24 protein-coding genes are annotated in these 24,260 nt (G+C 71.9%); 22 read left to right on the top strand and 2 right to left on the bottom strand.

Annotated elements, in window-relative coordinates:
• Positions 1-43: 43 nt before the first annotated feature.
• The 7 genes from lysA to prfA all read left to right on the top strand — a co-directional run bounded on the left by lysA (position 44) and on the right by prfA (position 8,927).
• A complete protein-coding gene (lysA, locus tag FHX74_RS15860; RefSeq protein ID WP_182561168.1) occupies positions 44-1,462 on the top strand; it encodes a diaminopimelate decarboxylase in 1,419 nt (472 codons plus the stop codon).
• Positions 1,463-1,566: 104 nt separating this feature from the next.
• On the top strand, positions 1,567-2,901 hold the full coding sequence (locus FHX74_RS15855) for a homoserine dehydrogenase (protein WP_182561167.1): 1,335 nt from the start codon (positions 1,567-1,569) through the stop codon (positions 2,899-2,901).
• A 1-nt stretch (position 2,902) separates the two neighbouring features.
• Positions 2,903-3,982 carry a threonine synthase gene (gene thrC / locus FHX74_RS15850; RefSeq protein WP_182561166.1) on the top strand — a complete coding sequence of 360 codons (1,080 nt, stop codon included), beginning with the start codon at positions 2,903-2,905 and terminating at the stop codon, positions 3,980-3,982.
• Entirely contained in the window at positions 3,972-4,910 is a 939-nt protein-coding gene (gene thrB / locus FHX74_RS15845) for a homoserine kinase (protein ID WP_328823861.1), read from the top strand. The genes thrC and thrB overlap by 11 nt, the downstream gene beginning before the upstream one ends.
• Positions 4,911-5,341: 431 nt before the next feature.
• Positions 5,342-7,342 carry a transcription termination factor Rho gene (gene rho, locus FHX74_RS15840; RefSeq protein WP_235970850.1) on the top strand — a complete coding sequence of 667 codons (2,001 nt, stop codon included), beginning with the start codon at positions 5,342-5,344 and terminating at the stop codon, positions 7,340-7,342.
• Between the two features lie 199 nt (positions 7,343-7,541).
• Positions 7,542-7,751 carry a 50S ribosomal protein L31 gene (gene rpmE / locus FHX74_RS15835; RefSeq protein WP_182561164.1) on the top strand — a complete coding sequence of 70 codons (210 nt, stop codon included), beginning with the start codon at positions 7,542-7,544 and terminating at the stop codon, positions 7,749-7,751.
• Positions 7,752-7,853: 102 nt separating this feature from the next.
• A complete protein-coding gene (gene prfA / locus FHX74_RS15830; protein WP_182561163.1) occupies positions 7,854-8,927 on the top strand; it encodes a peptide chain release factor 1 in 1,074 nt (357 codons plus the stop codon).
• A gap of 100 nt (positions 8,928-9,027) precedes the next feature.
• Here prfA and FHX74_RS15825 read toward each other — a convergent pair whose 3' ends face one another.
• Both FHX74_RS15825 and FHX74_RS15820 read right to left on the bottom strand, forming a co-directional pair.
• Positions 9,028-9,861 carry an Fpg/Nei family DNA glycosylase gene (locus FHX74_RS15825; RefSeq protein ID WP_182561162.1) on the bottom strand — a complete coding sequence of 278 codons (834 nt, stop codon included), beginning with the start codon at positions 9,859-9,861 and terminating at the stop codon, positions 9,028-9,030.
• Positions 9,862-9,865: 4 nt separating this feature from the next.
• Positions 9,866-11,320, bottom strand: a complete 1,455-nt coding sequence (locus tag FHX74_RS15820) for a sugar porter family MFS transporter (RefSeq protein WP_182561161.1) — start codon at positions 11,318-11,320, stop codon at positions 9,866-9,868.
• A gap of 126 nt (positions 11,321-11,446) precedes the next feature.
• On the opposite strand from FHX74_RS15820, the gene prmC reads away from it, so the two are divergent.
• The 15 genes from prmC to FHX74_RS15745 all read left to right on the top strand — a co-directional run bounded on the left by prmC (position 11,447) and on the right by FHX74_RS15745 (position 24,221).
• Positions 11,447-12,340 (top strand): peptide chain release factor N(5)-glutamine methyltransferase, encoded by an 894-nt coding sequence (gene prmC / locus FHX74_RS15815; RefSeq protein ID WP_328823860.1) that lies wholly within the window; start codon positions 11,447-11,449, stop codon positions 12,338-12,340.
• Complete coding sequence (locus FHX74_RS15810) at positions 12,333-13,337, top strand: L-threonylcarbamoyladenylate synthase (protein WP_407941492.1); 1,005 nt, start codon at positions 12,333-12,335, stop codon at positions 13,335-13,337. Before prmC ends, FHX74_RS15810 begins: the two co-directional genes overlap by 8 nt.
• A complete protein-coding gene (locus FHX74_RS15805; protein ID WP_182561159.1) occupies positions 13,330-14,451 on the top strand; it encodes a glycosyltransferase family 4 protein in 1,122 nt (373 codons plus the stop codon). The genes FHX74_RS15810 and FHX74_RS15805 overlap by 8 nt, the downstream gene beginning before the upstream one ends.
• Positions 14,452-14,618: 167 nt before the next feature.
• On the top strand, positions 14,619-15,167 hold the full coding sequence (locus FHX74_RS15800; protein ID WP_182561158.1) for a hypothetical protein: 549 nt from the start codon (positions 14,619-14,621) through the stop codon (positions 15,165-15,167).
• Positions 15,168-15,323: 156 nt separating this feature from the next.
• Complete coding sequence (locus FHX74_RS20775; RefSeq protein ID WP_328823859.1) at positions 15,324-15,536, top strand: AtpZ/AtpI family protein; 213 nt, start codon at positions 15,324-15,326, stop codon at positions 15,534-15,536.
• Positions 15,537-15,594: 58 nt separating this feature from the next.
• A complete protein-coding gene (gene atpB, locus FHX74_RS15790; protein WP_407941497.1) occupies positions 15,595-16,383 on the top strand; it encodes a F0F1 ATP synthase subunit A in 789 nt (262 codons plus the stop codon).
• 75 nt (positions 16,384-16,458) lie between these two features.
• A complete protein-coding gene (atpE, locus tag FHX74_RS15785; protein ID WP_182561155.1) occupies positions 16,459-16,692 on the top strand; it encodes an ATP synthase F0 subunit C in 234 nt (77 codons plus the stop codon).
• 49 nt (positions 16,693-16,741) lie between these two features.
• Complete coding sequence (locus FHX74_RS15780) at positions 16,742-17,290, top strand: F0F1 ATP synthase subunit B (RefSeq protein WP_407941495.1); 549 nt, start codon at positions 16,742-16,744, stop codon at positions 17,288-17,290.
• Positions 17,287-18,081, top strand: coding sequence for a F0F1 ATP synthase subunit delta (locus tag FHX74_RS15775; protein WP_182561153.1), 795 nt, complete (start codon positions 17,287-17,289; stop codon positions 18,079-18,081). Before FHX74_RS15780 ends, FHX74_RS15775 begins: the two co-directional genes overlap by 4 nt.
• Positions 18,082-18,199: 118 nt before the next feature.
• Positions 18,200-19,834 carry a F0F1 ATP synthase subunit alpha gene (atpA, locus tag FHX74_RS15770; protein ID WP_182561152.1) on the top strand — a complete coding sequence of 545 codons (1,635 nt, stop codon included), beginning with the start codon at positions 18,200-18,202 and terminating at the stop codon, positions 19,832-19,834.
• A 6-nt stretch (positions 19,835-19,840) separates the two neighbouring features.
• Complete coding sequence (locus FHX74_RS15765) at positions 19,841-20,749, top strand: F0F1 ATP synthase subunit gamma (protein WP_182561151.1); 909 nt, start codon at positions 19,841-19,843, stop codon at positions 20,747-20,749.
• A 5-nt stretch (positions 20,750-20,754) separates the two neighbouring features.
• Positions 20,755-22,209, top strand: coding sequence for a F0F1 ATP synthase subunit beta (gene atpD / locus FHX74_RS15760; protein WP_182561150.1), 1,455 nt, complete (start codon positions 20,755-20,757; stop codon positions 22,207-22,209).
• 2 nt (positions 22,210-22,211) lie between these two features.
• Positions 22,212-22,616: a F0F1 ATP synthase subunit epsilon gene (locus FHX74_RS15755; protein WP_182561149.1), complete on the top strand. Its 405-nt coding sequence runs from the start codon at positions 22,212-22,214 to the stop codon at positions 22,614-22,616.
• 52 nt (positions 22,617-22,668) lie between these two features.
• On the top strand, positions 22,669-23,133 hold the full coding sequence (locus FHX74_RS15750; RefSeq protein WP_328823858.1) for a DUF2550 domain-containing protein: 465 nt from the start codon (positions 22,669-22,671) through the stop codon (positions 23,131-23,133).
• Positions 23,134-23,162: 29 nt separating this feature from the next.
• Positions 23,163-24,221: a LacI family DNA-binding transcriptional regulator gene (locus FHX74_RS15745; protein WP_220484057.1), complete on the top strand. Its 1,059-nt coding sequence runs from the start codon at positions 23,163-23,165 to the stop codon at positions 24,219-24,221.
• Positions 24,222-24,260 lie beyond the last annotated feature (39 nt).

The following is a 24,260-nucleotide window of genomic DNA, read 5'->3' as shown; positions in this document are numbered from 1 at the left end:
GTCGCTCAGCCCGAATCCGGACCGGCCCTGGCAGGCTGGTCGGGTGACCCACACCCACGTCGCCGGCTCGATCCACGCCGACGTCAGCTCGCGTGCCCCGGGCTGGCTGGCGGTGCCCGACGACGTCAACGCGCTGCTGCCGAAACTGTGGAGCGCCCATGTCGCCAAGGACGCCGACGGCGTGCTCACCGTGGCCGGGGTCGACGTGGCCCGGATCGCCGCCGAGGTCGGCACCCCGGCCTACGTGATCGACGAGGACGACCTGCGCGCCCGCGCCCGCGCCTTCGTCGAGGCGTTCGCCGGCTGCCGGGTCTACTACGCCGGCAAGTCCTTCCTCTGCACCGCGGTGGCCCGCTGGGTCGCCGAGGAGGGCTGCGGGGTCGACGTGTGCACCGGGGGAGAGCTGGCGGTGGCGCTCCGCGCCGGCGTCGACCCGGCGACGATCGGGCTGCACGGCAACAACAAGAGCACCGCCGAGCTGGTCACCGCCTTTGAGTCCGGAGTGGCCGTGCGCGGCCGGATCATCGTCGACAGCCACGACGAGATCGACCGGATCGAGGCGCTGGTCGCCGACCCGCGGTTCGCCGACGTCACCCCGCGGCTGATGGTGCGGGTGACCACCGGGGTCGAGGCGCACACCCACGAGTACATCGCCACCGCGCACGAGGACCAGAAGTTCGGGTTCTCGATCGCCGGCGGCGCGGCCGCCGAGGCCCTGCGCCGGATCCATGATCATCCGCGGCTGTCGCTGGTCGGCATCCACTCGCACATCGGCTCGCAGATCTTCGACGCCGAGGGCTTCGAGGTGGCCGCCCGGCGGACGCTGCGGCTGCAGGCCGACCACGTCGCCGCGACCGGGGTGGCCCCGCCCGAGCTCGACCTCGGCGGCGGCTTCGGGATCGCGTACACCAGCGCCGACAGCCCCTCCACCCCGGCGGCGCTGGCCGAGCGGCTGCGGTCGATCGTCACCGCCCAGTGCGCCGAGCTCGGGCTCGAGGTGCCGCACCTGTCGATCGAGCCCGGACGGGCCATCAGCGGCCCGGCCGGGTTCGCGCTCTACACCGTCGGCACGGTCAAGCCGGTCCGGCTCGACGGCGGGTTCACCCGGCTCTACGTCGCCGTCGACGGCGGGATGAGCGACAACATCCGCACCGCGCTTTACGCCGCCGAGTACTCCGCCACCCTGGCCTCGCGCCGCTCGGACGCGCCGCCGGCGCTGTCGCGGGTGGTCGGCAAGCACTGCGAGGGCGGCGACATCCTGGTCCGCGACGAGTTCCTGCCCGCCGACATCGCCCCCGGCGACCTGGTCGCGGTCCCGGCCTCGGGCGCCTACTCGCACTCGATGGCCAGCAACTACAACCACGTGCCGCGGCCGCCGGTGGTCGCGGTCCGCGACGGCGTGATCAGCACCCTGGTCCGGCGCGAGACCCTCGACGACCTGCTCGGGCTCGACGTCGGCTGATGCTGGACGTCGGCTGATCGGGGGTCGCGGATGGGCCACAATGGCGGCGCTCGTCCGCCGCACCGGCCCGATCCCGAGGCCGGCCCGTCCGTGAGGTCTGCCCGATGACTCCGCCGTCCGATCCCGGCTCGCTCCCGCCGTTGCGCGTCGCCGTGCTCGGCTGCGGGACCGTGGGCGGCGAGGTGGTCCGGCTGCTGCTGGCCCAGGCCGACGACTTCACCGCCCGGATCGGCCGCCCGCTCGAGCTGGTCGGCATCGCCGTCCGCCGCGCCGGGAAGGAGCGCCCGGGGATCGACCCGGCGCTGTTCACCACCGACGCGCAGACGCTGGTCAGCCGGACCGACATCGACCTGGTCATCGAGGTGATCGGCGGGATCGAGCCGGCCCGCACCCTGATCCTGACCGCGCTGGCCTCCGGGGCCTCGGTGGTCACCGCCAACAAGGCGCTGCTGGCCGAGGACGGCGCCACCCTCTACGACGCGGCCGAGCGGGCCGGCGCCGACCTCTACTACGAGGCCGCGGTGGCCGGGGCCATCCCGATCGTCCGGCCGCTGCGCGAGTCGCTGGTCGGTGACGAGGTGACCGCGGTGATCGGCATCCTCAACGGCACCACCAACTTCATCCTCGACAAGATGGACACCGAGGGCGCCGGGTTCGCCGAGGCCCTCGCCGACGCCCAGGAGCTCGGCTACGCCGAGGCCGACCCGACCGCCGACGTCGAGGGCTTCGACGCCGCGGCCAAGGCCGCCATCCTGTCCAGCCTGGCCTTCCACAGCCGGGTCGGGATCGGCGACGTCCACCGCGAGGGCATCACCGAGGTGACCGCGGCCGACATCGCCTCGGCCCGCGAGATGGGCTGCGTGGTCAAGCTGCTGGCCATCTGCCAGCTCTCCGACGGCGGGCGGCCCGACGGCACCGGCCCGGGACGGACCGTGTCGGTCCGGGTGCACCCGGCGATGATCCCGCGCAGCCACCCGCTGGCCGGGGTCGGCGGGGCCTACAACGCGGTGTTCGTCGAGTCCCGGTTCGCCGGTCGCCTGATGTTCTACGGCCCCGGCGCGGGCGGCTCGCCGACCGCCAGCGCGGTGCTCGGCGACCTCGTCACCGTGGCCCGCAACCGGGTCCGCGGCGCCTCCGGGCCGGGGGAGTCGAGCTACGCGCAACGGGTGGTGACCGGCATCGGTGACGTGGTCACCCGCTACCACCTGTCGCTGGCCGTGGCCGACGTCGCCGGCGTGCTGGCCACGATCGCGCACTGCTTCGCCGAGCACGGCGTGTCGATCCAGACCGTCCGGCAGCAGGGCCGCGAGGGTGACGCCCAGCTGGTCATCGTGACCCACCGGGCCACCGACGCCGCCCTGAGCGCCACGGTTGACGCTCTTCGCAGACTGGATGTCGTGTCCGAGGTGACCAGCGTGATGCGAGTCGAAGGTGAGTGAGATGACGACGGCCCGCCCCGCCACCGCGGCCCGCCGCGGCGTGATCGCGCGCTACCGCGAGTGGCTGCCGATCGGTCCCGGCGACCCGGTGCTGACCCTGGGCGAGGGCGACACCCCGCTGGTGCACGCACCCACGCTGTCCCGGATGCTCGACGCCGAGGTCTTCCTCAAGGTCGAGGGTGCCAACCCGACCGGCTCGTTCAAGGACCGCGGGATGGCGGTCGCGGCCAGCGTGGCCAAGGGCCAGGGCGCCACCGCGGTGGTCTGCGCCTCGACCGGCAACACCTCGGCCTCGGCCGCCGCCTACGCCGTCCGCGGCCGGATGCGCCCGATCGTGCTGCTCCCGGCCGGCCGGATCGCCGCCGGCAAGCTGGCCCAGGCGGTCATGCACAGCGCGCACGTGGTCCAGGTCGACGGCAACTTCGACGACTGCCTGTCGCTGGCCCGCCAGCTCGCCGACCACTACCCGGTGGCGCTGGTCAACTCGGTCAACCCCGCCCGGCTCGAGGGGCAGAAGACCGCGGCCTTCGAGATCGTCGACGAGCTCGGCGACGCCCCCGACATCCACGCGCTCCCGGTCGGCAACGCCGGCAACATCTCGGCGTACTGGCGCGGCTACACCCAGTACGCCCGGGAGGGCCTGGCCACCCGGACCCCGCAGATGTGGGGCTTCCAGGCCGCCGGCGCCGCCCCGCTGGTGCACGGCGCACCGGTCGACCGCCCGGAGACCGTGGCCACCGCGATCCGGATCGGACGTCCCGCCTCGGCCGAGCTGGCCCGCGCCGCCCGGACCGAGTCCGGCGGCCGGTTCGGCGCCGTCGACGACGACCAGATCCTCCAGGCGCAGGCCCTGCTGGCCGGCGAGGAGGGCGTCTTCGTCGAGCCGGCCTCGGCGGCCGGGGTGGCGGGCCTGCTGGCCGCCCACGGACGGGGTGAGCTCGATCCCGGGCTGCGGATCGCGGTCACCGTGACCGGGCACGGACTCAAGGACATCGACACCGCGCTGGCCGCCAAGGGCACCATCGAGGCCGAGGTCGTCGCTCCCGCGCTATCGGCGGTCGCCGAGGCCTGTGAGCTCTGAGCCGGGCCCGCTCGCGGTGGGCGAGCTCGAGCCGGGCCGGCGGGCCGTGGTCGAGGTGCCGGCCACCAGCGCCAACCTCGGGCCCGGGTTCGACGCCTTCGGCCTGGCCCTCGACTGGCGCGACCGTTGCACGTTCGAGGTGGTCCCCGGCGGGTGGAGCGCGGTGGTCGACGGTGAGGGAGCGGCCGCCGTCCCGGTCGACGAGACCCACCTGGTGCTGGCCACCGCGCGCCGCGCGCTCGACCTGCTCGGGGTCCGGGTGCCGGGTCTGCGGCTGACCGCGACGAACACGATCCCGCACGGACGCGGGCTCGGGTCGTCCTCGGCGGCGATCGTGGCCGGACTGTTGGGAGCGGCCGCGCTGGCCGGCGCGGACACCCGTCCCGAGCGCTGGATCGGACCGGCCGACGCCATCGAGGGCCATCCCGACAACGTCGCCGCGGCGCTCTGGGGTGGCTTCACCCTCTGTTACCGCGGGACCGACCGTGGAGCCGGACCGGTGCAGGTGGTCGGACCGTCCGTGCACCCCGACGTCGCGGCCCGGCTCTACGTCCCGGCGACGCCGGTCTCGACCGCGGCCGCCCGCGGGCTGCTGCCGCCGACCGTCCCGCACCCCGACGCGGCGGCCAACGCGGCCCGGGCCGCGCTGCTCGTCGAGGCGCTCGGACGCCGGCCGGACCTGCTCCTCGCCGCGACCGAGGACCGGCTGCACCAGCACTACCGGAGTGCGGCGATGCCCGCCTCGGCCGCGCTGCTCGCCGCGCTCCGGGTCCGGGGCTGTGCCGCGGTGATCAGCGGCGCGGGGCCGACGGTGCTGGTGCTGGGCACGGCCGAGCAGCTGGCCCGGTCGGCGGCGGTGGACAGCACCGGATTCCGCACCGTCGACGTCGCCGTCGGGCGTGACGCCACCGTGGTCGAGGTGGTCTGAGACCGGGCTGTGGCCCGCTCGCCGCGCGGTTTCCCGGCGGGTCCCGCGTGCGGTCTTGGACACGGAGCCATCGCACAGTGCTAATCTTGAGAACGAGAAAGGGACGTGTGGCAGCCGCACAGCGGCGAGTTCATTCCACGAGGTCCCGAGCTCGCGCCGCAGAGGTCCGGCGCAATGATCCGTGGATCGTCTCCCGCACTGATTCCGTCTGGCACCGGGATCCCGCCGGAGCGAGTCGCGGGCCCCACCCCGGTATGTGCAGTCCGTCTCGTGACGTGACGCCCATCGACCTCGGAACGCCTGCTCATCTCCAGGAGCGGCTCCAGGGCAGTTGGATGCCCATCCCCGAAAGGACGTACGTGACAGAAACAGCCGAAGTGACCGGCACCCCGACCGCGGGACGACGGCGGAAGGGTTCCGGCCTCGAGGCCATGGTCCTGCCCGAGCTCAAGCAGCTCGCGAGCTCGCTGGGCCTCAAGGGCACCGGCGCGATGCGCAAGCCGCAGCTGATCGACGCGATCCGCGGTGCGCAGGGCGGCGGCCGCCCGTCGAACGGTGGCCCGGCCACCGACGGTGCCACCGGGACCTCGAACGGCCATGCCGGGAACGGCGCGAGCCACGGCGAGGCCAACGGCAACGGCGCGAGCCACGGCGCGCACGGCAGCGGCGCGCCCGCCGGCGCTGTCCAGGCCGCGCTGCCGACCGAGACCGTGGTCCGTGAGCAGCCGCAGGCCCGCGAGGACCACCAACCGCAGGCCCGCGAGGACCACCAGCCGCAGGTTCGTGAGGACCACCAGCCGCAGGCCCGCGAGGACCAGGGGCGCCAGGACCAGCAGCGCCAGGACCAGCAGGGTCGTCAGGACCAGGGCCGTGACCAGCAGCGCGAGGGCGGTCGGCGCAACCGGAACGGTCAGCGCAACGATCAGCAGCAGGGTCGCAACGATCAGCAGCAGGGTCGCAACGATCAGCAGCAGGGTCGCAACGATCAGCAGCAGGGTCGCAACGATCAGCAGCAGGGTCGCAACGATCAGCAGCAGGGTCGCAACGATCAGCAGCAGGGTCGCAACGATCAGCAGCAGGGTCGCAACGATCAGCAGCAGGGTCGCAACGATCAGCAGCAGGGTCGCAACGACCAGCGGAACGACTCCCGCAACGACTCGCGCGACGACGACGACTTCGGCGGCGGGCGCCGCGGCCGGCGCCGGCGCAGCCGCGACCGGCAGAACCGCCGGGGCCGCAACGGCAGCGGTGGCGGCGGGATGGAGCGGTTCGAGTCCGAGCCGACGATCAACGAGGACGACGTCCTCGTCCCGGCGGCCGGCATCCTCGACGTGCTCGACAATTACGCGTTCGTCCGCACCAGCGGCTACCTGCCGGGGTCGAACGACGCCTACGTCTCGCTCTCGATGGTCAAGAAGTACGGCCTGCGCAAGGGTGACGTGGTCACCGGCGTGATCCGCACCCCGAAGGACGGCGAGCGCAAGGAGAAGTTCAACCCGCTCGTCCGGATCGAGACCGTCAACGGCGACGACCCTGAGAAGTCCAAGAACCGTGCCGAGTTCGGCAAGCTGACCCCGCTGTACCCGCAGGAGCGGTTGCGGCTGGAGACCACGCCGAACGTGCTGACCACGCGGATCATCGACCTGATCAGCCCGATCGGCAAGGGCCAGCGCGGCCTGATCGTCTCGCCGACCAAGGCCGGCAAGACGATCGTGCTGCAGCAGATCGCCAACGCGATCACCGAGAACAACCCCGAGGTCCACCTCATGGTCGTGCTCGTCGACGAGCGCCCCGAGGAGGTCACCGACATGCAGCGCGCCGTCAAGGGCGAGGTCATCGCCTCGACCTTCGACCGGCCGGCCGACGACCACACCACCGCCGCCGAGCTCGCCATCGAGCGGGCCAAGCGGCTGGTCGAGCTCGGCCACGACGTGGTCGTGCTGCTCGACTCGATGACCCGGCTCGGGCGGGCCTACAACATCGCCGCCCCGGCGTCCGGCCGGATCCTGTCCGGTGGCGTCGACTCGGCGGCGCTGTACCCGCCGAAGAAGTTCTTCGGCGCGGCGCGCAACATCGAGAACGGCGGCTCGCTGACCATCCTGGCCAGCGCACTGGTCGAGACCGGCTCGAAGATGGACGAGGTGATCTTCGAGGAGTTCAAGGGCACCGGCAACATGGAGATCCGGCTGCGTCGCGAGTACGCCGACAAGCGGATCTTCCCGGCCATCGACGTCGACGCCTCGAGCACCCGTCGCGAGGAGCTGCTGATGGGCAAGGAGGAGCTGGCCATCATCTGGAAGCTCCGCCGCGTGCTGTCCGGGCTCGACGGCCAGCAGGCGCTCGAGATGCTGCTCGACCGGCTGCGCAAGACCCACAACAACCACGAGTTCCTGATGGCGATCACCCGGACCATGCCGGGCACCGCGGACTGAGTCCGCGGGAGAGTCGCCGGGAATATCGGCGCTCACCCGGCGTTGTGCCGGGTGAGCATCCGGGGCGGCACCCGGGTCGGGTCGGCGGGGACGTCGGTTTGGCCGCGGGAGCCGCGCTGGGGCACACTGGTCCGCTGGCACCGGTTCACCTCGTTCGACCGTTCGAGGACCCGGGCCGAGAAAGCACCGAGGAGACAGCATGAAGTCGAACATCCACCCGGCGTACGGGGAGACCACCGTCACCTGTACCTGCGGGAACACCTTCACCACCCGCTCGACGGCGGCCGACGGCGTGATCCGCGCCGAGACCTGCTCGCAGTGCCACCCCTTCTACACCGGCAAGCAGCGCATCCTCGACACCGGTGGCCGGGTGGCCCGGTTCGAGAAGCGGTACGCGAAGAAGAAGTGAGCTCGTGACGGAGGGGCCGGGATCGATGAGATCCCGGCCCCTTCTGTCTGAGCGGCCGGCTCCGCCTCCGGGTGCGGCCGGCCCGGTGCGGGAAGGAGTGCGGTGTTCGAGTCGGCGGCGCCGTTGCGCGCGGAGTTCGCGGAGCTGGAGACCCGGCTCGCGGACCCGGAGTTGCACACCGACGTGGCCCGGGCGCGTCGGGTCGGACGGCGCTACGCCGAGCTCACCCCGATCGTCACCGCTCTGGACAGCTACGATCGGCTGACCGAGGACCTGGCCGCGGCCCGGGAGCTCGCCACCGAGGACCCGGCGTTCGCCGCCGAGGCCGAGACGCTCCGTGGTCAGCTCGACGCGGTGACCGAACGGCTCACCCGGCTGCTGGCGCCGCGCGACCCCAACGACTCGGGCGACGCGCTGATCGAGATCAAGTCCGGCGAGGGCGGTGAGGAGTCGGCGCTGTTCGCCGCCGACCTGCTCAAGATGTACACCCGCTACGCCGAGTCGCGGGGCTGGAAGGTCGAGGTGCTCGACGCCCAGGACACCGACCTCGGCGGCTACAAGTCGGTCACCGTCGCGGTCAAGGCACCCGCGGTCGGCGAGCCCGACCAGATGCCCTACGGCGTGCTCAAGTTCGAGGGCGGCGTGCACCGGGTGCAGCGGGTGCCGGTGACCGAGTCGCAGGGCCGGGTGCACACCTCGGCGGTCGGCGTGCTGGTGATGCCCGAGGTCGAGGAGACCGAGGTCGCGATCGACGAGAACGACCTGCGGATCGACGTGTTCCGCAGCTCGGGCCCGGGCGGCCAGGGTGTCAACACCACCGACTCGGCGGTCCGGATCACCCACCTGCCCACCGGGATCGTGGTGTCCTGCCAGAACGAGCGGTCCCAGCTGCAGAACCGCGAGCAGGCGATGCGGATGCTCCGCTCGCGGCTGCTCGCCGCCGCCGAGGAGGAGGCCGCGTCAGCCGCCTCGGCCGCCCGGAAGAGCCAGGTGCGCACCGTCGACCGGTCCGAGCGGATCCGCACCTACAACTACCCGGAGAACCGGATCGCCGACCACCGGATCGGCTTCAAGGCCCACAACCTCGACGCCGTCCTCGACGGTGAGCTCCAGCCGGTGATCAGCGCCCTGCAGGAAGCCGACACCGCCGCCCGGCTCTCGACTCCCGCCTCCTGACGCCCGGCCCCTGAGCTCCTACAAGGGCCCGTGCCCTGAGCCTGTCGAAGGGGCCGTGCCCTGACCCGTCGAAGGGCCGGTGTCGGTGCGGGGGAGGGCGTCAGCGCTGTTCCTGCGGACACCACCAGGTCGTGCGGCCGCCGACGGTGGCGCGGGTCATCTCGGCGCCGCAGCGGGGGCAGTGGGCCCCGGCCCGGCGGAAGCCGATCACCTCGCCGGTGTGGACGCCGCCGTGCCGGATGGCCGCCTTGGTCGCCCGGTGCAGCGCCTTGTGCAGCGTGGTGAGGTCGTCGCGGTCGAGGGTGTCGACGCGGCGCTGCGGGCTGATCCGCGCCCGCCAGAGGGTCTCGTCGGCCAGCAGGTTGCCGACGCCGGCGATCACCGACTGGTCGAGCAGCCGCGCCTTCACCGGCGCGGTGCCCCGGCTCAACCGCTCGCGGAACTCGGCGACCCCGACCTCCTCGGCGTCCGGGCCGAGCGCGTCGAGGTCCGGGTCGAGTCGCACCCGGCCCAGCCGCCGCTTGTCGAAGAGCATCAGCTTGCCGCCGTCCTCGAAGACCAGCGTGAAGCGGACCCAGACCGGCTTGCGCTCGATCTGCTCGACGGCGGTGGCGAACCGGCCGAGCCGGTCGCCGCCCTCGCTCGGCTTCCCGCGCCGGTCGGTGACGATGATGCGTCCGCTCATCCCGAGGTGCAGCCCGAGCAGCGGACCGGGCGTGCGCGACCGACCGGTGCCTGACGTCTCGCACCACATCGACTTGCCGCGACGCCGGGCCGCGGTCAGCCGGCGTCCGACCAGCGCCGTCCGCAGGTCACCGGGGTGGTGCGGCCGGCACTCCCACTCGTCGTGGTCGTCGACGTCGGCGATCTTCCGGTTCAGGGCGTGCTGGTCGACGGTGGCGCGGGCGAGTTCGACCTCGGGCAGTTCGGGCACGAGGTCAGCTTCGGGACGAGGCCGCCTCTCCGATGCGCTGTCCGTCGCCGCCGAGGCTCAGCTGCGCCTCGATCTCCTCCAGGCTCTTGCCCTTGGTCTCGGGCAGCAGCCGCCAGGCGAAGATCAGCGCCAGGAGGGTGGTGAGCGCGAAGAACAGGAAGTTGGGCCCGGCCCCGAACTTGGCCAGCAGGCTCGGGAACAGCAGCGCGACCGCCAGGTTGAACAGCCAGTTGAGCGTCGTGCAGATGCCCATCGCGCCGGCCCGGATCCGCAGCGGGTACAGCTCGGGCAGCATCACCCACTGCACCGGACCCCAGCTGATCGCGAAGGAGGCGATGTAGAGCGCGATGCCGATCAGCGTGATGGCGATCGCACCCGAGGTGCGGCCGCTGGTCAGCCCGAGCAGCGTGGTGATCCCGAGGAACAGCATCCCGACGCACATCCCGGCCGCACCGAAGATCAGCAGCGGCTTGCGGCCGGCGCGGTCGATCAGCCGCATCGCGGGCAGCGTCATCAGCATGTTGAGCAGTCCGATGGCCGCGTTGGCGATGATCGACTGCTGGTCGCTGAAGCCGACGTTCTTCAGCAGCGTGGGGGCGTAGTAGATGATCGTGTTGATCCCGCCCCAGTTCTGGAAGAACACCAGCAGCACACCGATCACGAAGAGCAGCCGCAGCCGCGGCGCCAGTAGGTCGGTCAGCCGCAGCGGCTGGGTCTCGGCCTCCTCCTTGGCGACGCTCTGCTTGATCTCCTCGATCTCGGCGTCGGCCGCCTGCTCGCTGCCGCGGAGCCGGGTCAGCGTCTCCCGCGCCCTGGCGTCGGCGTCGCGCACCCGGTCGTGAGCGCCGATCAGCCAGCGCGGGCTCTCGGGCTGGGTGAGGATGCCCACGAAGAGCAGCGCGGCCGGCACCACACCGAGCCCGATCATCCAGCGCCACAGCCCGCCGCCGGAGAAGGCGAAGTCGACCAGGTAGGCCACGAAGATGCCGGTGGTGACCATCAGCTGCATCAGCGAGGACAACCCTCCGCGGATGTGCTTGGGGGCGAGCTCGCTGAGGTACATCGGGACGACCACCGAGACGATCCCGACGCCGAGCCCGATGACCAGCCGGAAGGCGATCAGCATCGGCGCGTTCACCGACAGCGCGGCACCGATGGTGCCGATCACGAACACGATCGAGCCCGACACGATCAGCTTCTTGCGGCCCAGGCTGTCCGAGAGCCGGCCGGCCGAGAGCGCGCCGATCATCGCGCCGAGCAGCAGCCCGCTGACCACCATGCCCTCGACCAGGGGGCCCAGCCTGATGTCGCGGCCGATGAACAGCAGCGCGCCGCCGATCACGCCGGTGTCGTAGCCCCAGAGGATGCCGCCGAGGGCGCCGAAGAACCAGATGGCGATGTTCCGCCGCGGTCGGTGGCCCTGCTCGGTGGTGGCCGGTGTGCTCCCGGCAGCGCTCATGGCCCGAACCTCTCCGTCGACGTTCAGCCGGCGCTCAGACCCGCCGGGGATCTCGGACGTTAGCACGGCTAATTTCCGCCTCCGGCGGCCGACCCCGGACCGGCGGCGGCACTACGATCGTCGGTCGTGTCCGGGGTCCCGATCGAGCCGCTGCTCCGCGAAGCCCGAGCCCGGCTGGTGGCCGCCGGGATCGACGCCGGGTCGGCCGCGCACGACGCCCGGACGCTGCTGGCCCACGTGCTCGGCGTCGAGCCGTCCGCCCTGCTGCTCCGTTCCGCGGTCGCACCGGCCGACGCCGCGGCGTTCGACGTCCTGCTGGCCCGCCGCGCCGCGCGCGAACCGCTGCAGCACCTCACCGGTCGGGCCTGGTTCCGGCACGTCGAGCTGGCGGTGGGGCCGGGCGTCTTCGTGCCCCGGCCGGAGACCGAGCTGCTGGCCGGGTGGGCGATCGCGGCCTGCGCCGGACGCCAACGCCCGGTCGTCGTCGACCTGTGCACCGGGTCCGGCGCCGTCGCCGCCGCGCTGGCCGACGAGGTGCCCGGGGCCCGCGTGCACGCCGTCGAGCTGTCGGAGGAGGCGGCGGCCTACGCGGCCCGCAACCTGGCCGGCCGGGCCGTCGACCTGCGGATCGGGGATCTCGCCGACGCCTTTCCCGAGCTCGACGGGACGGTCGACGTGGTGACCGCCAACCCGCCCTACATCCCGCTCGAGGCCTGGGAGTCGGTGGCGGTCGAGGCCCGCGACCACGATCCCGCGCTCGCGCTGTTCTCCGGACCCGACGGCCTGGACGCGATCCGGGTGGTGGCGCGGGTGGCCGCCCGGCTGCTCCGGCCGGGTGGCGTGGTCGGCTGCGAGCACGCCGACGTCCAGGGGCGCTCCGCGCCCGCGGTGTTCGCCCGGACCGGCGACTTCACCGACGTCCGCGACCACCGCGACCTCAACGACCGGCCGCGCTGGACGACCGCCCGTCGCGTTCAGGAGGGTGGGGTGTCGCGGTGGCAGGATGGGCCGGGTGAGTGAACCGGACGCCGACGACGCTGGCGCCCCCGCGATCGCGGACGCCGACGACCCCCGTCCCGCCGACCCGGGCGACGGCTCGGGCGAGCAACAGGGTGAAGCCTCGGGCGAGGATGCGGGCGAGGACGCGAGCGAGCCGACGCCGGAGGTCACCGGCTGGGCGCGCTTCGACTGCACCGACTCCGACCGGATCGAGCCGGCCGCCGAGGCAGCCCGGCGCGCGGTCGAGGCGGGGGAGTGCGTGGTGCTCCCCACCGACACGGTCTACGGCATCGGCGCGGACGCCTTCGACGCCAAGGCGGTGCAGCGGCTGCTCGACGCCAAGGGCCGCGGACGGGACATGCCGCCGCCGGTGCTGATCGCCGACGCCGGTCAGGTCCGGGCGCTGGTCGACGAGGTGCCGGAGGCGGCTGAGCAGCTGACCGCGGCCTTCTGGCCGGGGGCGCTGACCGTGATCCTGCGGGCTCACCCGAGTCTGCGGATGGACCTCGGGGAGACCCACGGTACGGTCGCGCTCCGGGTGCCCGACCACGAGCTGGCCCGCAGCCTGCTGCGGCGCACCGGGCCGATGGCGGTCAGCAGCGCCAACGCCAGCGGGAGCCCGGCCGCGCTCGACTGCGACGAGGCCATCGGGATGCTCGGCGACCGGGTCAGCGTCTACCTCGACGGTGGCCGGCTCGGCGACGAGGGACGTCCGCCGTCGACCATGGTCGACTTCACCCAGCTGGTCACCGGGCAGGTGCTCCGGCTCGGGGCACTGAGCCTCGAGCAGCTCCGCGAGGTCTGCCCGGACGTCGTCGGGCTGCCCGAGCCGGAGCTCGCCCCGCCTGCCGCCCGGCCCGACCGGGCCCGGTTCACCCTCCAGCCGCCGGCGCGGACGGCGACCTCGACCGACCCCGCGCAGACCGACGACCCCGCGCAGACCGACGCCGCGGAGACCGACGCCGAGCCGCAGACCGCAGCCGGGACCCCGGCTCCGGAGGCCACCTCGGGTGCGTGAGTACCTGCTGGTGCTGGCCATCGCCGCCGCCACCACCTTCCTGGTCAGCGGGCTCTGCCGGCGGATCGCGCTGCGCATCAACGCGGTCGCCCGGGTCCGCGACCGCGACGTGCACACAGTGGCGATGCCGTACTTCGGCGGGGTGGCGATGCTGTTCGGGGTCGCGGCGGCGTTCCTGGTCGCGCACCACCTGCCGTTCCTTGGCCGTCAGGCGGTGCTGCAGAACGACTCCCGGACGGTGCTGATCGGCGCCCTGGTGATCTGCGCGGTCGGGGTGCTCGACGACCTCTTCGAGCTCAACGCGCTGGCCAAGCTCGCCGGGCAGGTGCTGGCCGCCGGCATCGTCGTCGCGTTCGGGGTGAAGATGCTCTACATCCCGCTGCAGAACCGGACGGTGAGCCTCGACGACACCGCCTCGATCGCCATCACCGTCTTCTTCATCGTGCTCTGCTCGAACGCGGTCAACTTCGTCGACGGGCTCGACGGCCTGGCCGCCGGCGTGGTCTGCATCGGGGCGTTCGCGTTCTTCGCCTACTCCTACTACCTCTACGTCGAGCAGCACCTGGTCCGCGCCACCACCTCGAGCCTGATCACGGTGGCCATCGCCGGCGCCTGCCTGGGCTTCCTGCCGCACAACTTCTTCCCGGCGCGGATGTTCATGGGCGACTCGGGCGCGCTGTTGCTCGGCTTCCTGCTGGCCACCTCGACCATCACCCTGACCGGGCAGATCGACAGCTCGCAGCTGGAGAACACCGACGGCGGGCTGGTCCCGGCCTATCTGCCGCTGGTGCTGCCGCTGGCCACCCTGTTCCTGCCGTTCCTCGACTTCACCCTGGCCTTCATCCGGCGGACCTACGCCGGGAAGTGGTGGTTCGTGGCCGACAAGCAGCACCTGCACCACCGGCTGATGGAGCGCGGGCACAGCCACCGTCGGGCGGTGGTGCTGATGTACGTGTGGTCGGCGCTGGTCAGCTTCGGGGTGATCGCGCTCGGCCGGGTGCAGAGCCTGCGGGTCGGCATCCCGGTGGTCGGCGGGCTGGTCGTGGTCGCGGTGGTGCTCTCGATCCTCACCCTCGGCCGCCCGGCCCGGAGCGACCGGCAGACCGCCCGGTGACCCGCCCGGTGACCCCTCCCGCCGGCCCTCAGGGCGGTCGCTGCGCGAGTTCGCAGCGGCCCGTGTTCCTGTGCTAGTTTCCTCGGACACCCCGCCCGCGACGGGTTCCTTCGGAACCCGCACGAGTGACACGGTTCACCACCGTGAAGACGAGGACAGCCGCCGTCATGACGACTGACACCACCCCAGTCCGGAACCAACCCGGGCCGAGCGTGCACGTCGTCCGAGCGCGCAAACTCCTGGTCGGCGGGCTGATCGGCGGGCTGGTCGCGACGGTGCTGGCCTTGATCATCTTCACCGCGCTCGACGGGGTCAAGGGTCTGCTGTCGGCCGGTCTGGCGGCGGCGATGGTGCTGTTCTTCTACGTGGTCGGGCAGCTGCTCATCATGCTGTTCGCCAACGCGGACGCCAAGACGCTGCTGATGGTCTCGATGACCAGCTACACGTTCCGGGTGATCATCCTCGGCGCGATCCTGCTGACCGTCAGCCGGCACCGCACCAGCTGGACCGCGATCGAGCCGATGGCGGTCTTCCTGACCACCGTGCTGGTGGTGGTCGGGTGGCTGACCAGCGAGGTGCTGACCTTCCGCAGACTGCGGATCAGCGCCTACGACACCGAGTACGTCGGTCCCGGCGAGGGCTCCGGGGACGACCACGAGCAGGGCGCCGACGCGAACGCGTCGTCGGGGACGAGCAGGGAAGGAGGGCAGCGGTGAGCGGACTGAGCGTCTCTCAGTCTGACTGCTACCGTGTGACACGCCATGGCGATCTCTCCTCCGGGCTCCCCGACGGAGTCCCGTGCCGACCGTGCGCACCGCGCCCGTCGGGAGCTCAACCGAGCGCAGACGCAGGGGCTCGACCAGGCCTCGATCGTGCTCTCCTACCTCATCTCCGGCGTGCTCCTGTGGGGCGGTGCCGGCTGGTTGGTGGACCATCTCGCCGGCACCCGGCACCTGTTCACCCCGATCGGGATCGTGATCGGTGCGGGGCTCGGGTGCTACCTGATCATCCACCGGTTCGGGGCGCTGGGACGCCGCGGGACACCGCCGGCCGACCCGGGTCCGCCACCGGACCGCGACCGATGACACGACCGACGACGCACACGGACCGGAACACGAGGGGGGAGGGGTTCTGATGGGGCTGCTGATCCCTCTGCTGGTGCCCATGGAGGGCTACGAGCCGCCCGGTGTCCAGAGCTTCGACTTCCCGCCGCTGTTCCCCGGCGCCCCGGCCTGGGTCGACCGCTACCTGCTCCAGGCGCTGGTCGCCTTCCTGCTGGTGGGCATCTTCTGGCTGGTGATGGCGCGGAAGAACAAGCTGGTCCCGAGCAAGGGTCAGTTCGTCGGCGAGTCCGCCTACTTCTTCCTGCGGGACTCGATCGGCCGGGACATGATCGGCCACGAGTTCCGCAAGTACCTGCCGTTCCTCATCGCGGTGTTCAGCTTCGTGCTGGTCAACAACCTCTGGGGCATCTTCCCGCTGACCCTGCTCCCCACCGCCTCGCACGTCGGCTGGGCCTACGGCCTGGCCGGCATGGTGTGGATCCTCTACAACGCGATCGGGCTGCGGAAGTTCGGGCCGCTCGGCTACCTCAAGCACGTGACCATGCCGCCGGGGGTGCCCGGCTACATGCTGCCGATCGTGATCCCGCTGGAGTTCTTCTCCAACATCATCGTCCGGCCGATCACCCTGTCGCTGCGACTCTTCGCCAACATGCTGGCCGGGCACCTGCTGGTGCTGGTCTTCGTGCTCGGCGGCGAGTACCTGCTGGTGGAGTCCGAGCCGATCATCAACAAGGTCGCCGGTGGCGCCTCGCTGATCTTCAGCATGGCGATCTTCGCGCTGGAGATCTTCGTGCAGATCCTGCAGGCCTACATCTTCACCGTGCTCACCGCGCAGTACATCTCCTCGGCCTCGTCCGAGGAGCACTGACCCACCGACCGCTCCACCCACCGCAGCCACCACCCAGTCAGGTTCACACCTCGTGGATCCCGAAAGGAACACAGCATGACTCCCATGGAAATCGTCGGCTCGCTCGGCATCGTCGGCTACGGCCTCGGCGCCATCGGCCCGGGCATCGGCGTCGGCCTGATCTTCGCCGCCGTGATCCAGGGCACCGCCCGCCAGCCCGAGGCCCGCGGCGCGATGCTCAGCACTGCGTTCATCGGCTTCGCGCTGACCGAGGCGCTGGCCATCATCGGCATCGCCCTGGCCTTCGTCTTCGGCTTCGTCGGTCAGTGACGTCGGGACCGCTCCGATGAACGACGCGATCATCCCGCTGGTCGTCCCGATGGCCGGCGAGAACCCGCTCCTCCCGCACCTGTCGGAGATCATCGCCGCGGTCGTCTTCGTGCTGATCCTCACCGTGATCATCTCGAAGGCGGTGGTGCCGCGGTTCGAGGCGACCTACCAGGCCCGCACCGAGGCGATCGAGGGCGGGATCGAGAAGGCCGAGCGCGCCCAGCGCGAGGCCCAGGCGGCGCTCGAGCAGTACCAGGCGCAACTGGCCTCCTCGCGCAGCGAGGCGGCCAAGATCCGCGAGGACGCCAAGACCGAGGGCGGCCGGATCATCGCCGAGATGCGCGAGCAGGCCCAGGCCGAGGCCGCGCGGATCGTGCAGAACGCGCACAACCAGATGGAGGCCGAGCGCAACCAGGTCGTCTCCCAGCTGCGCGCCGAGATCGGTGGGCTGGCCACGAACCTCGCCGGCCGGATCGTCGGGGAGTCGCTCGACGACGACGAGCGCGCCCGTCGCACGGTCGACCGGTTCCTCAGCGAGCTGGAGAGCCACGAGGACGGCCGTCCGACCCAGCAGCCGGAGGAGTCCGCACACCGATGAGCGCCGAGAAGCCGGGCCGCACCGAGGCCGTCGACCGCGTGCTCGACGGCCTCCCGGTGGCCGACGGGCTGCCGGGCGAGCTGTTCGCGCTCGTCGACAGCCTCGACCGGTCGCCGGCGCTCAAGCGGGCGCTGACCGACCCGAACCTGCCCGACGCCCAGCGCACCGGGCTGGCTCACGCGCTGTTCGACAGCCGAGTGAGCGAGCCGGCGGCCCGGGTCCTCGCGGAGGCGGCCGGGCAGCGCTGGAACAGCGGTCGGCACCTGGCCGACACGATCGAGCGCCAGGGCGTCCGCGCCCAGCTGCGGATCGCCGAGGCCGGGGGCGGACTGGACTCGGTGGAGGACGAGCTGTTCCGGTTCGGCCGTGTGGTCGACGGCGACCCGGCGCTGCGCGCTGCGATCACCGACCGGACGGCGAGCATCGAGCGCCGGGAGGGGCTGGTCGACAGCCTGCTCGGCGGCAAGGTGGGCGGCGCCACGGTGCTGCTGGCCAAGCGGGCGATCCGGGCACGCGAGCGCAACTTCGCCTGGACGCTGGAGAGCTACGTCCAGCTCGCCGCGGAGATGCGCGACCGGACCATCGCGGTGGTCCGGGTGGCGCGGCCGCTGACCGGGGAACAGCGCGAGCGGCTGGCCCGCACGCTGACCCGGCAGGCCGGGCGCCAGGTGACGATCCAGGAGATCGTCGAGCCGGGCCTGATCGGCGGGGTCCGGGTGGAGATGGGCAGCCAGGTCATCGAGGGCACGGTGGCGGGCCGGCTGGCCGACGCGCGTCGGCAGTTCGGCTGACGGGTAAGACTGGTCGCGCGGGGGCTCGGCTCCCGGCGCGCCGGGCTCGAGCAGCGAGCACAGCAGAAGACAGAGCAGTGAGCACGGCAGGACCGAGTACAGGGAGCAGGGCAACGCGATGGCTGAACTGACGATCCGCCCGGAGGAGATCCGGGAGGCGCTGGACGCCTACGTCCAGAACTACCACCCGGACGCGGCCGCCACCGAGGAGGTCGGCACCGTGGTGAGCTCGGGCGACGGCATCGCCCGGGTCGAGGGCCTGCCCTCGGCGATGGCCAACGAGCTGCTCGAGTTCGAGAACGGCACCACCGGCATCGCGCTGAACCTCGACGTCCGCGAGATCGGCGTCGTGGTGATGGGCGAGTCGGAGGGCATCGAGGAGGGCTCGACCGTCCGCGGCACCGGGGAGATCCTCGGCGTCGACGTGGGCGAGGGCTACCTCGGTCGCGTGGTGGACGCCCTCGGCCGCCCGATCGACGGGCTCGGTGACATCACCGACATCGAGGGCCGGCGCGCCCTCGAGCTCCAGGCCGCCGGCGTGATGGACCGCCAGGAGGTGCGCCAGCCGCTGCAGACCGGGATCAAGGCGATCGACGCCATGACCCCGATCGGGCGCGGCCAGCGGCAGCTGATCATCGGTGACCGCAAGACCGGCAAGACCGCGGTCGCGGTGGACACGATCATCAACCAGAAGGAGTTCTGGGCGACCGGCGACCCCGAGCAGCAGGTCCGCTGCATCTACGTCGCGATCGGCCAGAAGGGCTCGACCATCGCCAGCGTCCGGGCCGCCCTCGAGGAGGCCGGTGCGCTGGAGTACACGACCATCGTCGCGGCTCCGGCCTCGGACCCGGCCGGCTACAAGTACGTCGCGCCCTACACCGGCTCGGCGATCGGCCAGCACTGGATGTACCAGGGCAAGCACGTCCTGATCGTCTTCGACGACCTCTCCAAGCAGGCCGAGGCCTACCGGGCGATGTCGCTGCTGCTCCGCCGCCCGCCGGGCCGCGAGGCGTACCCCGGCGACGTCTTCTACCTCCACTCGCGGCTGCTCGAGCGCTGCGCCAAGCTCTCCGACGAGCTCGGCGGCGGCTCGATGACCGGTCTGCCGATCATCGAGACCAAGGCCAACGACGTCTCGGCGTTCATCCCGACCAACGTCATCTCGATCACCGACGGCCAGATCTTCCTGCAGTCGGACCTGTTCAACGCCAACCAGCGGCCGGCCATCGACGTGGGCATCTCGGTGTCCCGGGTCGGCGGTGCCGCGCAGATCAAGGCGATGAAGGGCGTCTCGGGCTCGCTCAAGATCGACCTGGCCCAGTACCGGGACATGCAGGCGTTCGCGATGTTCGCCTCCGACCTCGACGCCACCACCCGGCGCCAGCTCGACCGCGGTGCCCGGCTCTACGAGCTGCTCCGGCAGCCGCAGTACTCGCCCTACCCGGTCGAGAACCAGGTGGTCAGCATCTGGGCCGGCACCAACGGCAAGTTCGACGAGGTCCCGGTCGACGACGTGCTCCGGTTCGAGAACGAGCTGCTCGAGCACCTCCGGCACAACACCGAGATCCTCACCAACATCCGCAACACCAAGGTCTTCGACGACGCCACCGCCGAGGCGCTGACCAAGGAGATCGACACCTTCAAGCAGAGCTTCCAGACCTCCGACGGCAAGCTGCTGCCGGGACGCGAGGAGCACGAGGCGCTGCCGGACGAGGACGTCGAGCAAGAGCAGATCGTCAAGCAGCGGAGGTGATGGCTGATGCCGGCTAGTCTGCGCGAGCTCCGGGAGCGGCGGGCCTCCGTCTCCAACATCAAGAAGATCACCCGGGCGATGGAGCTGATCGCCGCCTCGCGGATCATCAAGGCCCAGCGGAGCGCCCGCGCCGCCGAGCCGTACGCCCGCGAGCTGACCCGTGCGGTGTCGGCGGTGGCGACGTTCTCCAACGTCGACCACCCGCTGACCACCGAGCCGGAGAACCCGACCCGGGCGGCGATGCTGTTGATCACCGCCGACCGCGGTCAGGCCGGGGCCTACTCCTCGAGCGTGCTCCGGCAGGGTGAGCAGCTGACCCAGGCGCTGCACGAGGACGGCAAGGACGTGGTGCCGTTCCTCGCCGGTCGCAAGGCCGCCCAGTTCTACGCCTTCCGGCGCCGCGAGGTGGCCGGCAGCTGGAGCGGGTTCTCGGACGCGCCGACCTACGCGGCGGCCCGCGAGATCGCCGACGCGCTGATCGAGCGGTTCAACACGCCGACCGAGGAGGGCGGGGTGGACGAGATCCACGTCGTCTACACCCGGTTCGTCTCGATGCTGACCCAGCGGCCGGAGGTCATCCGGCTGCTCCCGCTCGAGGTCGTGGAGGGGGAGGAGCCGCCGGAGAAGGGCGACATCCTGCCGCTGTACGAGTTCGAGCCCGACGCCGACACCGTGCTGGACGAGCTGCTGCCGCTCTACGTCGCCTCCCGGATCCAGTTCTGTCTGCTCCAGGCGGCCGCCTCCGAGCTGGCCGCCCGGCAGCGGGCGATGAAGGCGGCCACCGACAACGCCGAACAGCTGATCGAGCGGCTGACCCGCGAGGCCAACCAGGCCCGGCAGGCGGGCATCACCCAGGAGATCTCCGAGATCGTCGGCGGCGCGAACGCGCTGGCCGACAGCGCAGAAAGTGAGTGAGTGAGATGACCGCAGTCGTCGAGCAGGACACCGAGCAGGCCCGGGGCGGCGGCGTCGGACGGATCTCCCGGGTGATCGGCCCGGTCGTCGACGTGGAGTTCCCCGCCGACCAGATGCCCGACATCATGAACGCGCTGACGGTGGACACCACCATCGGCGACGAGACCACCACCATGACCCTCGAGGTCGAGCTGCACATCGGGGACAACCTGGTGCGGGCCATCGCGCTCAAGCCGACCGACGGTCTGCGCCGCGGCACCGAGGTGCACGACACCGGTGCGCCGATCAGCGTCCCGGTCGGGGACATCACCAAGGGCCACGTCTGGAACGTGACCGGTGACGTGCTCAACGTGCCGGCCGACACCATCGAGATCACCGAGCGCTGGCCGATCCACCGCCAGGCGCCGAAGTTCGACCAGCTCGAGTCCAAGACCGAGATGCTCGAGACCGGCATCAAGGTGCTCGACCTGCTCACCCCGTACGTCCAGGGCGGCAAGATCGGCCTGTTCGGCGGCGCCGGCGTCGGCAAGACCGTGCTGATCCAGGAGATGATCTACCGGATCGCCCACAACTTCGGTGGCACGTCGGTGTTCGCCGGTGTCGGGGAGCGGACCCGCGAGGGCAACGACCTGATCAACGAGATGGAGGAGGCCGGGGTCCTCAAGGACACCGCGCTGGTCTTCGGGCAGATGGACGAGCCCCCGGGCACCCGGCTGCGGGTCGCGCTGAGCGCGTTGACCATGGCCGAGTACTTCCGCGACGTCGCCAGCCAGGACGTGCTCCTGTTCATCGACAACATCTTCCGGTTCACCCAGGCCGGCTCGGAGGTGTCGACGCTGCTCGGCCGGATGCCGTCCGCGGTGGGTTACCAGCCCAACCTGGCCGACGAGATGGGTCAGCTGCAGGAGCGGATCACCTCGACCCGCGGCCACTCGATCACCTCGATGCAGGCGATCTACGTGCCCGCCGACGACTACACCGACCCGGCGCCGGCCACCACCTTCGCCCACCTGGACGCGACCACCGAGCTCAGCCGGGCGATCGCCTCGCGCGGTCTGTACCCGGCGGTGGACCCGCTGACCTCGACCAGCCGGATCCTCGACGCCCAGTACATCGGGCAGCACCACTACGACACGGCGATCCAGGTCAAGGCGATCCTGCAGCGCAACAAGGAGCTGCAGGACATCATCGCCATCCTCGGTGTCGACGAGCTGTCCGAGGAGGACAAGGTCACCGTCAACCGGGCCCGGCGGATCCAGCAGTTCCTCAGCCAGAACACCTACATGGCCGAGAAGTTCACCCAGATCGAGGGCTCGACGGTCCCGGTCTCGGAGACCGTCGACTCGTTCAAGGCGATCTGCGACGGCAAGGTGGACCACATCGCCGAGCAGGCGTTCTTCAACACCGGCACCCTCGACGACGTCGAGAAGCGCTGGTCGGAGATGGAGAAGGACGCCTGATCATGGCCGACCCCCTTCAGGTCGAGGTGGTCTCCGCCGAGGCCCTGGTGTGGTCCGGCGAGGCCGAGTCGGTCATCGCCAAGACCGTCGACGGTGACATCGGCATCCTGCCCGGGCACAGCCCGGTGTTGGCGCTGCTGGTGCCCGGTGGCGTCGAGATCGTCTGCCCCGACGGGCGGAGCCGGGAGATCGTCGCGGTCGACGGCGGCTTCATCTCGGTCAGCCAGGACCGGGTCTCGATCCTCAGCGAGTACGCCCGGATGGCGCAGGAGCTGAGCGTGGCCGACGCCGAGCGCGAGCTCGCCGACGCCCGCGCCAAGCTCGACGCCGGGGACGAGAGCGAAGAGACCAAGCAGCACCTCCACCGGGCCACCGCGCAGCTCCGCGCCGCGCAGAAGGCCAGATAGGGCGAGGCACCGTATGGCCGGCCGGTGTCCAAGCAGCGCAGGAGTCTGAGCGGTGCTTCCCGGCTGGCTGGGTGCCTTCGAGGTGGTGGCGATCCTGATCGGGTTCGCCGCCCTGGCGCTGCTCGTCCTCGGGCTGCGACGCCGCTGGCTGTCCCGCAAGGGCGGCACGTTCGAGTGCAGCCTGCGGCTGCGCGCGGCCACCGGTGGCGGCGGCTGGGCGCTGGGGGTGGCGCGCTATTCGGGTGAGCAGCTCGAGTGGTACCGGTTCTTCTCCTACCGGTTCGCGCCGCGCAAGGCGTTCCCGCGCCGCGACGTCCGGGTGCTGGCCAGTCGCCCGCCCGACCCCGCCGAGGCGGTCGCGCTCTACTCCGGGCAGCAGGTGGTCGAGATCGAGGACCGCGCCGAGGTGCCCGCGCGACGCTGGCAGCTGGCCATGAGCGGGGACTCGCTGACCGGTCTGCTCAGCTGGCTGGAGGCGGCGCCGCCCGGTCTGCCGCAGTCCCGGCTGTACGGCTGAGGCGTCGTCGGCTCGTACGCTTCTGCACCGTGACCCTCGAGGCCGACCGCGGACCGTCCCCGGTGCCGTCGCGTGACACCCGGCGACGGGTGACCATCGTCGACGTCGCCGGGCGGGCCGGGGTCTCGACCTCCGCGGTGTCCAAGGTGCTCCGCAACGCCTACGGCAGCAGCCCGGCGATGCGCGAACGCGTCCAGCGGGCGATCGACGAGCTGGGTTACCGGCCGATGGTGGGGGCCCGGGCGATGCGCGGGGCGACCTACACGATCGGGGTCTCCGCGCTCGACCTGTGGAACCCCTTCTTCGGGCTGCTGCTCGAGGGGATCGGCGCCGCGGCCGACGCGGCCGACTACCAGGTGCTGATCTCGCTGGCCGGGGACGGCCCGACCGCGCAGCTCCGCGCGGTCGAGTCGATGATCGACCACCGGATGGACGGGCTGGTGCTGATGGCCCCGCGGCTGGAGACCGACGAGCTCGAGGCGCTGGCGCGGCGGATCCCCATCGTGGTGCTCGGTCGGCACGGCCGCGGCCCGCTCTACGACTCGGTGGCCAGCGACGACGCCCTCGGCGCCCGGCTGGCCGTCGACCACCTGGTCGGGCTCGGCCACCAGCGGGTCAGCTTCCTCACCCAGCGGGTCAGCCGGGTCGAGGGGCTGCCCGAGACCTTCCGCGAGGCCGGCTACCGCGCGTCGATGACCGACCACGGCCTGCGTCCGGACGTGGTGGACACCACCTGGACCCAGGCCGGCGGGGTGGCGGCCGCGCGCCGGCTGCTGCGCCGTCGTCGACGGCCGACCGCGGTGCACGGCGGGGCCGACGTGGCCGCCCTCGGGTTGCTCGACGAGCTCCGCCGGCGCCGGGTCCCGGTGCCCGCGGAGCTGTCGGTGGTCGGCTGCGACAACACCCCGGTGGCCGCGATGGTCCCGGTCGGGCTGACCTCGGTCGACCAGGACGCCCGGGGGATGGGCCGGCGCGCCGCCCGGCTGCTGATGGACCGGATCGGTTCGGCCCGGCCCGGCCGGCACTTCCTGCACCCGCCGTCGCTGGTGGTCCGGTCCAGCTCGGGACCGGTTCCCGCGGGCGGCTGAGCCGGACCGCTCCACCGGGCGACCGATCCCGACGAGCAG

Source organism: Microlunatus kandeliicorticis, from assembly GCF_014137855.1.
Lineage (GTDB): Bacteria > Actinomycetota > Actinomycetes > Propionibacteriales > Propionibacteriaceae > Microlunatus > Microlunatus kandeliicorticis.
The sequence above is the reverse complement of the archived record's forward strand: the minus strand, read 5'-3'. Positions and strand labels throughout refer to the sequence as shown.